Genomic DNA, 13,620 nt, shown 5'->3' on the forward strand with positions numbered 1-13,620 from the left:
TCATGACGAGACGATGGATGCGCATCGGCGCAGTAGCGGCAGGGTCCGTCCTGGCCGTCGGCATGGTGCCGACCGCAGCACAGGCGGCGACCACCGACGTGAAGGACCCGCGCGGCGATGCCCCGCGGGTCGCCGACATCACGAAGCTGCGGGTCAAGAACGGCGATCACCGCGTCAGCGGTGTGCTGACGATCCCGAACCGCAACAAGAAGAAGCTCGCGATCACGGAGCTGAACATCAAGACCCGTGACAGCGGCCGCTGGGCCTACATCGTCTCGGTCAAGCGCAACCGCCAGGGCGCGGTGACCGACAAGTCCCTCGGCTGGCAGCGCGGTGACGATCCGAGCAGTTACACACCGCTGCCCTGCAGCGGGATCACGACGTCCTGGAACGGCAAGAAGACGACCATCTCGGTGCCCGTCCGCTGCCTGACCAAGACGACCCGCCCGCGCGTCAAGGTGCGTGCCGCGATCATCGCCCGCGTCGGCGAGGGTCACGACTGGTACGACGAGCGCACCCGCTACAGCCGCTACGTCAAGCGCGGCTGACCTCTCCTCCCCGATGTGTGCAGAACATCCAGGATCTCGGGCGTAAGACCTGGATGAACTGCACACATCGGGGACGGAACGCCCGCGACGTCAGGCGCGGTCGAGCGATCGCCTCAGGTCGGCGACCGCCTCCTCGATCTCGGGGGTGAGGGGGTGGTCGCCAAGCTCGTCCAGGGTGCGGGCCGCAGCCTCGGGGTCGTCGGCGCGGACCCAGAGCTCGGCGAGGTAGGCCAGCGCCTGCACCCGGTCCTCGATGGGACTCGCCTCGTCCTCACGGCGGATCGCGCCGGCGAGCAAGGTCGCCGCCTCCGCCGGGTCACCGTTCGAGTCGGCGAGCACCACCGCGTACGCGTACGCCGTCGCGAGCCGGCTCTCCTCCATGACGGGCTCCGCGATGCCGCGCGTGAAGCGGACCGCGTTGCCGCCCGGGTCGATCAGGCTGAATCCCGAGAGGCCGCGGGCGTTCTCGCGCAGGCGCGGTCGCGTGATCCGGGGGACACCGGACATCGGGAGCGTGTCGTAGCGCTCACGCAACCCGGCCGCGATCGCCTCGAACCACGGCTCGGTGTCGTCGACCAGGACGACGCACGTCCCGTACGAGCCGTCGGGATCGAACCCCTCCACGCCGAAGTAGTGGAGCTCCAGGCCGTCGCGCTCGACGGCGACGTACGGGTTGGGGCTGGACTGGCGAAAGGTCGTGGTGAACCCGAGGGCTTCGTAGAAGTCGGTGATGTCGTCGATCGAAGGGCAGGGCAGCAGCGGGATCGCGCGGACAGACATACCAGCAGCGTAGAACCCCGGCCCGTCTGGCCGCTCAGCCGGCCGTCAGCGCACGCACCACCGCGGACGGGGACGGGCGCCCCAGCTGCTCTGCCATCCAGGCACTCGTCTGCGCGAGCGCGGACAGGTCGACCCCGTGCGCCACGCCGAGCCCGTCGAGCATCCAGACCAGATCCTCGGTGGCGAGGTTGCCGGTCGCAGACTTCGCGTACGGACACCCGCCGAGCCCACCGGCGGAGGCGTCGAAGGTCGTGACGCCGCGGCGGAGTGCCGCGTACGTGTTGGCGAGCGCCTGCCCGTAGGTGTCGTGGAAGTGCAGGGCGATCTGGTCGAGTCCGACGCCCGCCTCCGCGAACGCGTCGAGCAGCACCTCGACATGGTGTGCGGTGCCGACGCCGATGGTGTCGCCGAGCGACAGCTCGTACGCGCCCATGTCGAGCAGCCGCCGACCGGCGGTGACGACGCGGTCGACCGCGACCTCGCCCTCCCACGGGTCGCCGAAGCACATCGAGAGGTACGCCCGCACCTTCACGCCGGCGTCGAGGGCACGCCGCACCACCGGCTCGAACATTGCGAACTGCGACTCGTACGTGCTGTTGAGGTTCTTCGCGGCGAACGTCTCCGTGGCGCTGGCAAAGACCGCGACGTGGGTGACGCCGGACTCGAGCGCGCGGTCGAGGCCGCGCTCGTTGGGGACGAGGACGGGGTACGGCACGGGGCCGTGCAGGTCGAGCCGCGCGACCAGGTCGGCGGCGTCAGCGAGCTGCGGGACCCATCGCGGGTGGACGAAGCTCGTCGCCTCGACGACCGGGAGTCCGGCGGCGGTCAGCCGCTCGACGAACGCGAGCTTGGTGTCGAGAGGGATCACGCCCGACTCGTTCTGCAGACCGTCGCGAGCACCGACCTCGTAGATCGTCACCCTCTCGGGCAGTGCCGGATCGCGGTGGACGGAGGGGAGACTCACGCCTGGTCCTCCACCCTGAACAGCAGCGCACCGAGCGCGACCTGGTCACCGGACGCGACCCCGACCCGGGTCACCACACCCGCGTACGGAGCCTTCAGCGCGATCTCCATCTTCATCGCCTCCACGACGCCGAGGACCTGGCCTTCGTCCACCGTCTCACCCTCGGCCGCCGAGACGGAGAGGACCGTGCCCGGCATCGGGGACACGATGTCGGCGTCACCGGTCGCAGCGCCTGCGCGGTCACGCGCCGGGTCCGGGTGACGGAACGTCCAGGACTGGCCCTGGTGGGCGACGGTCACGCTGCGGGGATCGACGACCGACGGCGCGTCGACGGCCGTGACTGCTTCGTACGACCCGGGCGTCAGGCTGACCTCCACCGGGTTGGCGTCGGCGTCGACGAGCGAGACCAGGACCGGAGCCGGGCTCGCCGCGGAGCGCCACCCGTCGGCGGCGCCGAACGGGTCGTCGGCCGGAGACACGTTCGCCCGGGCCCACGCGCGCGTCGCGGACTCACACGCCTGCGGCGGGACGTCGGGACGTGTCGTCAGGTCTGCCGCCTCGGCCGAGTCGAGCCACGACGTGTGGACCGCCGCGGACCCGAAGGCGTCGGACGCCACCAGCCGTCGAAGGAAGCCGGTGTTGGTGGTGACGCCCAGCACGGCCGTCCGGTCGAGCGCGTCGACGAGTGCGGCGCGAGCGGTCTCGCGGTCCGGTCCGTGCGCGATCACCTTGCCCAGCATCGGGTCGTACGCGGTGGTGACCTCGGCGCCCGACTCGAGCGCCGCGTCGACACGCACGTGCTCGGGCCAGACGACGCGGTCGGCACGGCCCGCCTGCGGGAGGAATCCGGCGTAGGCGTCCTCGGCGTAGACGCGCGCCTCGATCGCGTGGCCGGACGCGGCCACCTCGTCCTGGGCGATGCCGAGGGGGAGACCCTGCGCGACCCGCAGCTGGAGATCGACGAGGTCGAGCCCGGTGATCGCCTCGGTCACCGGGTGCTCGACCTGGAGGCGCGTGTTCATCTCGAGGAAGGCGATCCGCTCCGCGTCGCCCTGGCCGTGCACGAGGAACTCGACCGTGCCGGCGTTCACGTAGCCGACCTCCTGCGACAGCGCGACCGCGGCCTCCGTCAGCCGGGCGCGCGTGGCGTCGGAGATCGTCGGGGCCGGGGCCTCCTCGAGCACCTTCTGGTGGCGGCGCTGGGCCGAGCAGTCGCGCTCGAAGAGGTGGAGGACGGTGCCGTGCTCGTCGCCGATCACCTGCACCTCGACGTGGCGGCCACGCTCGACGTACTCCTCGACGATGAGCGTGTCGTCGCCGAAGGCCGACGCGGCCTCACGGCGGGCGGCCGCGATCGCCTCGGCGAGGTCGGCGGGGTCGCGCACGACACGCATGCCCTTGCCGCCTCCACCGGCCGCGGCCTTGACCAGGACGGGATAGGCGTCGGCGGGGACCGTCGCCGGGTCATAGCGCTGGGTCACGGGCACGCCTGCCCGCTCGGCCACGTCACGCGCCCGGTCCTTGCGCCCCATCAGGTCGATGACCTCGGCGCTCGGTCCGATCCACACCAGGCCGGCGTTGGTGACCGACCGAGCCGCGTCGGCCCGCTCGGACAGGAACCCGTAGCCAGGGTGCACGGCCTGCGCACCGCTGCGTCGAGCGGCGTCGAGGATCGCGTCGACGGAGAGGTAGGAGTCGACCCGCTCGACATGGTCGGCGAGGCGGACGTGGGGCGCCAGGGCATCGGCGTCGGAGTGGACGGCGACCGCCCGCAGCCCGGCCGCCTGGAGGGCGCGGACGACGCGGACGGCGATCTCGCCGCGGTTGGCGACGAGCACGCTGGTGAATCGTGGGGTCATGGCACTCACATCCGGAAGACGCCGTAGTGGGGTTCGGGGATCGGCGCGTTGGACGACGCCTGGAGCGCCATGCCGAGGACGCGCCGGGTGTCGGCGGGGTCGATGATGCCGTCGTCCCAGAGCCGTGCGGTCGAGTAGTACGCAGAGCCCTGCGCCTCGTACTGGGCGCGGATCGGCGCCTTGAAGGCCTCCTCGTCGTCGGCCGACCACTCCTCACCACGCGCCTCCACGCCGTCTCGCCGGACGGTCGCCAGCACCGAGGCGGCCTGCTCGCCGCCCATCACGGAGATCTTGGCGTTGGGCCACATCCAGAGGAAGCGAGGGTCGTACGCGCGTCCCGACATGCCGTAGTTGCCGGCGCCGTACGACCCGCCGATGACGACGGTGAACCGCGGGACGACCGAGGACGCGACGGCGGTCACGAGCTTGGCGCCGTCCTTGGCGATGCCGCCGTTCTCGTACTCGCGGCCGACCATGAAGCCGGTGATGTTCTGGAGGAACACCAACGGGACGCCGCGCTGGTTGGCGAGCTCGATGAAGTGCGCGCCCTTGAGGGACGACTCGGAGAACAAGATGCCGTTGTTGGCGACGATGGCGACCGGGTAGCCCCAGATGCGGGCGAACGCGCAGACCAGCGTCTCGCCGTACAGCGGCTTGAACTCGTGGAACGTCGAGCCGTCGACGAGGCGACGGATCACCTCGCGCACGTCGTACGGGGTGCGCGAGTCGGTCGGCACCACGTCGTACAGGGTCTCGGGGTCCTCGAGGGGCTCGACGACCTCCGTGCGCTCGATGCTCGGAGGCGTCCGGCGCTCGAACGTCGCGACGATGCTGCGGACGATCGCCAGGGCGTGGGCGTCGTCGTCGGCGAGGTGGTCGACGACACCGGAGCGCCGGGCGTGGACCTCGCCGCCGCCCAGCTCCTCGGCAGTGACGACCTCTCCGGTCGCGGCCTTCACCAGCGGCGGGCCTCCCAGGAAGATCGTGCCCTGGTCCTTGACGATGACGGTCTCGTCGCTCATCGCCGGGACGTACGCGCCTCCCGCGGTGCACGAGCCCATCACCGCGGCGACCTGCGGGATGCCCTGCGCCGACATCTGCGCCTGGTTGTAGAAGATGCGCCCGAAGTGCTCCCGGTCCGGGAAGACCTCGTCCTGCATCGGCAGGAACGCGCCCCCGGAGTCCACGAGATAGAGGCAGGGGAGCCGGTTCTCGGCAGCCACGGTCTGGGCGCGGAGGTGCTTCTTGACCGTGAGCGGGTAGTAGGTGCCGCCCTTGACGGTGGCGTCGTTGGCGACGATCACACACTCGCGGCCCGACACCCGGCCGATGCCGGCGACCACACCTGCGCTGGGCACCGCGTGCGCGTCCCCGTCGGCGCCGTACATCCCGTACGCGGCCAGCGGCGCGATCTCGAGGAACGGCGAGCCGGGGTCGAGGAGGCGGTCGACGCGGTCGCGGACGAAGAGCTTGCCGCGCTTCTCGTGCTTGTCGCGGGCGCGCTCGGGTCCGCCGGTGCGCACGACGGCGAGGCGTTCGCGCAGCTCGGCGACGAGGTCGCGCATGCCGGTGGGGTGCATGCCGTCGATGTTAACGGTTGTTAACCTGAGAAACCACCGCCCCCGTGGGACTACGCACCCGCCTCGCCGGTCCGTACGCCTCAGCCGTCAGTGCGCGTCGAACTGCACGGACACCCAGTGGTCGGACGACGGCCAGGCCGGGACGACGAGGGTGTGCGGACGTGTCGTCCCGCGCGGCACCGCCCGCAGCCGGATCCCGGCGTGCCGGCGGGGCGCCCGGAGGTACTGGTCGACGCCGGTGATGAACGGGACCGACGCGAACTCGGCGATGGGCTGACCCAGGACGCTCACCCCGTCGGCGTGCTGGTCGCCCACCGCGATGCCGATCGCGCGCTTGGCTCGAGGAGCGATCCCGTCGAGAACCGAGACGCCGTCGATCGTCAGGGTGTCGTTGCGGCCGTCCTGGTCGCTCCACCACTCCTTGTTGCGGCTGATCGTGAGGTTGGCGTGCCGCGGCGACGCGGTCATCACGCTGCGCACGACCCCGCCGGGCTGGTCGGTCATCAGGCGGACGAACCGGTCGGAGCGCGTGAACGGCTCGGTGTAGAAGTGGTGCGTGATCTCGCCGCGGGTGAGCACGAACTCGTACCGGGCGTGCCGCGAGGCGCGGAACGGGCCGAACGCTCCGTCGGTCACGTCGAAGGTGGCGACCGGTCGTCCGAGGCGTGCCCCAGTGAGCCGACCGACGCGATAGACCCTCAGCGTGCCGTCGACCACCGGCAGGTTGCTCACGAAGAAGTTCACCCGCCCGGATACCGTCGGACGCCCACGCTCCGCGCGGACCTCGGTCGTGGCGGGCCGGCGCCCGTTGAAGAAGCGGAACATCTCGCGGAAGCTCTTTTCCGAGGTGACCGCCTCGGTGTGCCCCTGCTCGCCGAGGTCGACGTTGGTGGCACCGACGACCGTGCGGGTGACGCCTGGATAGCGCCACGGCTCCGCCCACAGCGCCAGGGTCGGGACGCCGCCGGGGAGCGCCGTCGCCGTCAGACCGTCGATGTTGACGTAGTGGGCGACACGGCCGGCGCGCGCCGGGGAGCTGTTCAAGTACTGCTGGGAGACGTACGTGCCGAGGGAGTGGCCGACGAGGTCGACCTTGTCGGCTCCTGTACGTCGGAGCACCGCCGCGACCGCGGCGTCGATCCGCTCGTGCACCTGAGCGAGCGTGTTGGTCTGGAACTGCGTGTCGTACTCGACCGCCTCGATGTCCTCCGCGCGGTAGCCGTTGCTCGCGAACCGCAGCGCGGGTGTCTGGAACTGGCTCGCCGAGCCCGCCGAGCCGTGCACGAACACGATGGGTCGCGGCTTGACGTGTCCCGGACCCGTCCCGCTCGCCGGAGCAGGCGCTGCCAGGGCGAACGAGGCGAGAACGAGCGAGAGAGTGGCGACGATCGAGCCGAGCACACGCTTCACGGGACCTCCTGGGCCGAGATGTGATCTCCGACACTAAGCAGGCGCTTAGCGGGGGTCAACAGCAGGACGTGAGACCGCGTCTCAGGCGAGCAACAGGGTCTTGCCGATCGCGCTGCGGTCCTCCAGCCCACGGTGGGCGTCGGCGGCCCGTTCCAACGGATAGCGCTGCTTGATGACCGGCGCCCACTCGGCGGCGCGTCGCCGCTGCACCGCCTCTGCCGTCAGGCGCCGGATGCCGTCCGGTGCGAGCTGTGCCCCCGTGATGCCCTGCACCTCCAGGCGACGCCTGCGAACCTCCTCCGGGTCCGGCTCGAGGAAGCCTCCGGCCGCGCCGTACGCAACGAGCCTGCCCCCGTCGCCGAGCACCGCGAACGCCTCCTGCCCGGGCGTACCGCCGGCGCCGTCGAGCAGGACGGTCGGAGCCAACCCTCCGAGCGCGGCTACTGCCTTGTCGGTCCAGCCGGGCACGCTGTAGTCGACCGCCTCGGCACCGAGCTCGCGCACGAGCGCCAGCTTGCGCTCGCCGCGGGCGGCCCCGACCACGGCCGCACCCCGAGCGAGGAGCAGCTGCACGATCAGCGCCCCTGCGCCTCCGGTCGCGGCGTTGACGATCACCCGGTCGCCCCGCTCGACACGCGTCACCTCGACGAGGCGCAGCGCCGTCACCCCGTCACGCGAGAGCGCGGCGGCATCCTCGTCGGCGACGTCGTCGGGGAGGGCGTACGCGGTCTCGACCGGAACGGTGACCCGCTCGGCGTACCCGCCCTGCGTCCCCGATCGCGCCACCACCCGCCGCCCGACCCAGGAGCCGTCGACGCCGGGTCCCACGCTGCGCACCGTGCCGGCGACCGCGCCGCCCGCGACGTACGGCAGAGGCATCCCCCACTCCGCGGCCCCGCCCTGACGGAGCATCGTGTCGAGGTAGATCACGTCGGCGACGGAGACGTCGACCAGGAGCTGGTCCGGCTCTGGTTCGGGATCGGGGAGCTCCTCGACCTCCAGCACGTCCGGTCCGCCGTACTCCCGCACCACCACTGCACGCATCGGGTCCTCCTCGTCGGTCGACTGGAATCCCGAGTGTTCATGCTCAAGTCGACATGAGGTCAAGAGCCAACCGCGCTGCTTCGCCGCTAGAGCCAACCGCGCTGCTTCGCCGCTAGAGCCAACCGCGCTGCTTCGCCGCTAGAGCCAACCGCGCTGCTTCGCCGCTAGAGCCAACCGCGCTGCTTCGCAGCGACCCCGAGCTGGAGCCGCGTCTCCACCTCAGCCCGCTCCATCAGCCGACTCATGCGGCGCTGCACCGTCCGGGCCGAGAGGCTGAGCTGGTTCGCCACCTTGTGGTCGGTGAGGCCGGCGTTGAGGAGGCGGAGGATCCGTGCGTCGGTGTCGTCGAGCCCGGCGGCCCTCGCGTCACCGGACTGGCTCTCGAGCAGCGGCGAAGCGCCGGCCCACATCCCTTCGAACAAAGCGATCAGGCTGTCGAGAAGTCCGCTCCGGTGCACGATCAGCGCTCCGCCGGACAGGTCGTCCGGCGAGGCCATCACCGGCACCATCGCGATCTCGGAGTCGACCACCAGCAGCCGCGACGGGAGCGCAGACGCGAGCCGGACGTCCATGCCCTCGCCGTCGTGGAAGTCCGAGAGCGAGTTGGGACGGTCGAGGACCGCACGCTCGGCGAGGATCCGGAACCGTACGCCGCGCTCGACGGCGCGCCGCTCCTCGACGAAGCCGTACTCCGACGACGTCAGCTTCGTCGTACGCACCGACAGGCGGACTTCTCGCCGTGCGGCGCGGACGAGCTGCTTCACGCGCTGCAACCCCGCGTCCCGGCCCGGCACCAGGTCGACCAGGTCGGAGGCGGTGCGATCGTCGGCGGCCTTTCGATAGAGGTCGTTGAGGCGCTCGAGCTCGATTTCGGCACGGCGCAGCCACCGCTGGCGCTCGACGATCAACGAGCCGAGGGCGACCGTCGGCGGAGACGCGGTGAAGTGCTCCTCGGTGCCGTCCACGTGACGGCCGACCAGCCCGCGCTGCTCGAGGGAGGAGAGGTAGGCGCTCACGTCGGCGACCGGCATCCCCACCACGTCGCCGAGGTCGCCCGGTGTCGCGCTCGCGACCTCCACCAGCGTGCGATAGAGGTCGTACTCGTCGGGGCTCAGCCCTAGGACTTCCAGCACGCGACCCTCCCTCACTGCGGTTCGATGCGTGATCGTCCCACGTGATCTTGCCGATATCCGGCGGATTTGTGGGAAAACTGGTGCCGGTTCACACGATCTCGACCTTGCGAGCCCTCGTTCGGAACGAGATCCGTGTCGTTTTCATGCCACGGCTTGATTATGCCATTCCCATGCCGGTGAATTCGTGGCAGATTTCTTCCTGTAGCACCCCGACTCCTCCGCGCGGCCCCCGTGACGCGGAGGGGACATGTTCGTGAGCGGACCCGAGACCGCTCACGGACAACGGCGGCCGGCGGATCTCCGCCGGCCGCTTTCTTTTCCCCTGCGAACCGGTGGAGACCTAGCATGACGGCGTGGTCACCACGCGCCAGGAGCAAATCCTCACCACCGCCGCCACCCTCTTCGCCGAGCGGGGCTTCCATGGTGTCTCCGTGCACGACATCGGCGCGGCCTGCGGGATCTCCGGCCCCGCCCTCTACCGCCACTTCGCCGGCAAGGACGCGGTCCTCTCCGAGATGCTCGTCGGGATCAGCCGGACGCTTCGCAGCGGCGGACGCACCCGTGTCGCGGAGGCGAGCGACCCCAAGGACGCGCTCGACGCGCTGGTGGCCTTCCACATCGACTTCGCACTCACCAACCCTGCGCTGATCGTCGTGCAGGAGCGCGAGTGGACCAACCTCGACGACGCCAGCAGGGCAGAGGTGCGCGCGCTCCAGCTCGACTACGTCGACACCTGGGTCGAGGTGCTCCGGACGCTGCGCCCCGAGCTCGACCAGCGGACAGCGCGCGCCGCCGTGCAGGCGACGTTCGGCCTGCTCAACTCGACGCCGCACAGCGCCCGGATCTCGGCGGACGCGATGGCGGAGCTGCTGACCCAGATGGCCCGCCGCGCCCTCCTCGGCTGAGGCCGTACCCGACCCTCGCCCGGGCGCGGCACCACCCGTGGCACGATCGGCACCATGACCGACGCACCCCTGCTCCGCACCATCGCCGGCACCAGCCCCAGCCTCGATCCCACCTCGTACGTCGCGCCCACCGCGGTCCTGACCGGCAGCGTGACGCTCGGCCCGCAGGCCAGCGTCTGGTACGGCGCCGTGCTGCGGGGCGACAACGCACCGATCACGATCGGCGAGCGCAGCAACGTCCAGGACGGGTGCGTCTTCCACGTCGACACGGACAAGCCTGTCACCCTCGGCGCCGGCGTCTCGGTCGGGCACCGCGCCGTGCTGCACGGCTGCACGGTGGAGGACGACTCGCTGATCGGGATGGGCGCCGTGGTGCTCAACGGGGCACGGATCGGGGCGGGCTCCATGGTCGCCGCCGGCGCCGTCGTCCTCCAGGACACCGACGTCCCGCCGGGGTCGCTCGTCGCCGGGGTCCCCGGCAAGGTGCGCCGCCCGCTGAGCGACGAGGAGCGCGAGGGCCTCAAGGTCAACGCCAGCAACTACCTCGCACTGACCGAGCTCCACCGCGACGCGGGCCCGTCCCCGTTGTGAAGGGTTGCGGTCGGTTTCTGCTGCTGAAACCGACCTGAAGTCTTCACAACGGGGACGGGGCGGAGCGACGCGCTACTGCAGGAGGCGACCGCTGGAGGAGAAGGCCGGCTGCAGCTTGCGCAGCTGGGTCTTGTTCACCTCCGCAGCGGGGCCGCCGTACACCGCGTTGTAGAGCAGGTTGAACGACGAGCGCGGGAGCGACCGGAAGGTGATCTCGCTGCCGTACGTCACGACCTTGCCCTTGCCGACGTCGAACGACACGACGTTCGCCGCGCCCTCGATGTAGTCCTCACCCTTGAGATATCCGCTCGCAAGGACGTCGGACTGCGGGTAGGTCGACACGACGTCGGCCTTCTTGCCCGTCGGCTTCCACGCCTGCGTGTTGTAGAGCCACACCGGCCACTTCTCCGGCATCCCCCACGCGACCATGTCGGACGTGTCGAACTCGTGGTTGAGGAGGCTGCCGCCGGTGGCGAAGACGTCCTGGTCGGTCGGCAGAGCCGGCTCGATCGGCAGGTCCAGCAGCTCCTTCGCCGTCGCGACCGAGCTGCCGATCGCGAGCAGCGTGCCGCCCTGGCGGACGAACTGCCGCAGCTTCTTCCAACCCGCCTCACCGACGCCGTACGCCCACGCGAACTCCTCGTCGTAGCGCTCCTGGTCGAGCCCGTCGACGATGCGCGCCTTGGAGATGCCCTGCGGCAGGACGATCGTGTCGTAGACGTCGATCAGCCGACCGGTCTGGAAGTCCTGGGCACCCACGACCTCGTAGTTGATCTTGTACTGGTCCAGGAGCCACATGTCCCAGCCGCCCGGCATGTTGTTCGCCCCACGCAGCAGGCCGACCCGCGTGCGCGGCTTGAGCTGGATGCCCTTGACGTTCGGCGCGGTCGCGACCGCCGTCACCGGGACACCGACCTTCTTGGTCGACGTCGCGAGGACCGAGCGCGCCTGCGGCGTCGCCGGGACCACGTACGTGCCCGCCGGGTACGTCGTGCCGGCGGCGGCGAACTCCTTGCCGGCCCGGAAGGTCGTGATGTTCGCCTTCTGCAGCGCCGACACGACCTGGATCGTGCCGTACGACTCCGGTCGTACGAGGTACGCACCCGAGGCGCCCGGCGCTGCCGGCATCGTCACGGTCGGGACCTCGACGGACGTCACGCGCTCGAGCTGCGCGTCGACGGCACCCTTGACCTCGTCCACCGCGACGCCCAGCTGCAGCGGCAGGCTCGTCGTCGCCTCGGCGTACGGAAGGTCGTCGGTCGGGTAGGTGTCCTTGCCGAGCACCTGGTCGACCCAGTTGCCGCGCGGCTGCCTGGTCTTGATCACGTGCGACCCGGCGGCGTACTCCTTGCCGCCCGCAGTGAACGGGGCGGTCGCCCGATGGATCTCGACCTGCGTCCAGTCGAGGCGCTCGAGCATCTCGTACGTCGCGAACGGGTCGCGCTGCTCGGCATCGACGACGTAGGCCTCGACACCGGACTTCACGCCGTTCTCCATGTACTCCTGCGGGACGGCGAAGAGGTTGTCGTAGAGCAGCTTCTCGCCGTTCTGCGCGACGTACTCCATGCCCGCGTAGGTGGCGGTGCTGGCGTACTCGACGATGTCCTTGAGCGTCCAGGTGTCCTTCTCGTACGGCTCGATCAGCGCCTGCGTCGGCACCTGCGGGCCCAACGGCTTGCCGTCGTTCGACTTCTGCGGGTAGGCGAGGTCGGTGGCGGACGCGATCTCGGTGAGGTATGCGCCGGTCCCGGTGAACGGGAAGAACCCGACGGGCTGCTCCAGGGTCCAGAAGATGTGGTAGTCGAGCGACCCGACACCGGACTTGCCCTCGGCGGCGAGCTGGCGAGCCGCGTGCTGCCCGACGACCGCGCTCGAGGCGTTCATGTTGGGCGGCACGTTGGCGCTCGTCACGCCCCCGTACGGCGGGACGAAGATGCGCTCCCCACCGTTGCCCTGCTGGTGCATGATGTGCGTCATCACCGGGCGGTACTTCTTCTCCAGCTCGAGCCGGTACTGCGCCTCGACCTGGGTGAACATCGTCCAGTCACGGTTGTCGTCGTGCCCGGTGTACTTGTGGTAAAGATCCGGGTACGTCCGCGCGAGGTCGGTGCCTGCGGTCCGGTTGAAGTGGTCGACCACCAGGTGCTGGCCGTCAGGGTTCTGCGACGGGACCAGCATGATCACCGAGTTGTTGAGCACCTCCTCGGTGAAGTCGGAGTCCTCGGTCGCGAGCCGGTGCACGATGTCGTTGATCGCCTGGCCGTTGCCGACCTCGGTCGAGTGGATCGTCGCCTCGAGGTGATAGATCGGGACGCTCTCCCGGGCCAGCGCCTTGGCCTCGGCCTCCGAGGTGGAGCGCGGGTCGGAGAGCTTCTGGCTGGCCGCGACGATCTCGTCGAGCCGCTCGAGGTTCTTGGGTGCGCTGATGAAGACGGTGGCGTACTCGTTGCCCATCGTCGTCTCGCCGACCGTCTCGTAGTCGACCCGGTCGGACTGCTTGGCGATGGTCTTCATGTAGTCGAGGACGTCGGGGTACGCCGCGAGCTTCCCCTCCGTCCCCATCTCGAACCCGAAGAACTCCTCGGGCGTCTCGATGCCGTCCGCGGCGGCCGGCAGGGTGATCCGGTACGGCGCCTCCGCGGTGGCGGAGGACGCGACCAGGCTGGTTCCGAGCAAGGAGACCGACGCCGTCACGACGGCGGCGGAGAGCAATCGTCTGTGTCTCATGTGCTGCCCTTCCCACGTAACCCGCCGCGGGTCCGCGGCGAGGTGGCCCCACGTTAAGGAGCATTCACGTCGACGGGCG

The 13,620-nt window shown here is 70.4% G+C and carries 11 protein-coding genes; 3 read left to right on the forward strand and 8 right to left on the reverse strand.

Going from position 1 to position 13,620, the window contains the following annotated elements:
- The coding region (locus tag KV097_RS17000) for a hypothetical protein (protein ID WP_220366578.1) at nucleotides 1–548 on the forward strand (548 nt) is incomplete at its 5' end.
- Nucleotides 549–638: 90 nt separating this feature from the next.
- Here KV097_RS17000 and KV097_RS17005 read toward each other — a convergent pair.
- The 7 genes from KV097_RS17005 to KV097_RS17035 all read right to left on the reverse strand — a co-directional run bounded on the left by KV097_RS17005 (nucleotide 639) and on the right by KV097_RS17035 (nucleotide 9,318).
- Entirely contained in the window at nucleotides 639–1,328 is a 690-nt protein-coding gene (locus KV097_RS17005) for a VOC family protein (RefSeq protein WP_220366579.1), read from the reverse strand.
- Nucleotides 1,329–1,362: 34 nt separating this feature from the next.
- Complete coding sequence (locus KV097_RS17010) at nucleotides 1,363–2,292, reverse strand: hydroxymethylglutaryl-CoA lyase (protein WP_220366580.1); 930 nt, start codon at nucleotides 2,290–2,292, stop codon at nucleotides 1,363–1,365.
- Entirely contained in the window at nucleotides 2,289–4,151 is a 1,863-nt protein-coding gene (locus KV097_RS17015) for a biotin carboxylase N-terminal domain-containing protein (protein WP_220366581.1), read from the reverse strand. The genes KV097_RS17010 and KV097_RS17015 overlap by 4 nt, the downstream gene beginning before the upstream one ends.
- 5 nt (nucleotides 4,152–4,156) lie before the next feature.
- The gene (locus KV097_RS17020) at nucleotides 4,157–5,731 is read right to left on the reverse strand and encodes a carboxyl transferase domain-containing protein (protein ID WP_255559813.1); all 1,575 of its coding nucleotides are present in this window, start codon (nucleotides 5,729–5,731) and stop codon (nucleotides 4,157–4,159) included.
- Between the two features lie 87 nt (nucleotides 5,732–5,818).
- On the reverse strand, nucleotides 5,819–7,141 hold the full coding sequence (locus KV097_RS17025; RefSeq protein ID WP_220366582.1) for an alpha/beta fold hydrolase: 1,323 nt from the start codon (nucleotides 7,139–7,141) through the stop codon (nucleotides 5,819–5,821).
- Between the two features lie 81 nt (nucleotides 7,142–7,222).
- Nucleotides 7,223–8,185 (reverse strand): alcohol dehydrogenase catalytic domain-containing protein, encoded by a 963-nt coding sequence (locus KV097_RS17030; protein ID WP_220366583.1) that lies wholly within the window; start codon nucleotides 8,183–8,185, stop codon nucleotides 7,223–7,225.
- Between the two features lie 164 nt (nucleotides 8,186–8,349).
- Complete coding sequence (locus KV097_RS17035) at nucleotides 8,350–9,318, reverse strand: LuxR family transcriptional regulator (protein WP_220366584.1); 969 nt, start codon at nucleotides 9,316–9,318, stop codon at nucleotides 8,350–8,352.
- 353 nt (nucleotides 9,319–9,671) lie between these two features.
- Between KV097_RS17035 and KV097_RS17040 the strand changes: the two genes are divergently transcribed.
- Both KV097_RS17040 and KV097_RS17045 read left to right on the forward strand, forming a co-directional pair.
- Nucleotides 9,672–10,223, forward strand: a complete 552-nt coding sequence (locus KV097_RS17040) for a TetR/AcrR family transcriptional regulator (protein WP_220342858.1) — start codon at nucleotides 9,672–9,674, stop codon at nucleotides 10,221–10,223.
- Nucleotides 10,224–10,277: 54 nt separating this feature from the next.
- Entirely contained in the window at nucleotides 10,278–10,814 is a 537-nt protein-coding gene (locus tag KV097_RS17045; RefSeq protein WP_220342857.1) for a gamma carbonic anhydrase family protein, read from the forward strand.
- Nucleotides 10,815–10,886: 72 nt separating this feature from the next.
- On the opposite strand, the gene KV097_RS17050 is transcribed toward KV097_RS17045, so the two are convergent.
- Nucleotides 10,887–13,541 (reverse strand): M14 family zinc carboxypeptidase, encoded by a 2,655-nt coding sequence (locus tag KV097_RS17050; RefSeq protein ID WP_220366585.1) that lies wholly within the window; start codon nucleotides 13,539–13,541, stop codon nucleotides 10,887–10,889.
- Between the last annotated feature and the right edge of the window lie 79 nt (nucleotides 13,542–13,620).

Origin of the sequence: Mumia sp. zg.B17 (assembly GCF_019550915.1) — a bacterium.
GTDB lineage: Bacteria > Actinomycetota > Actinomycetes > Propionibacteriales > Nocardioidaceae > Mumia.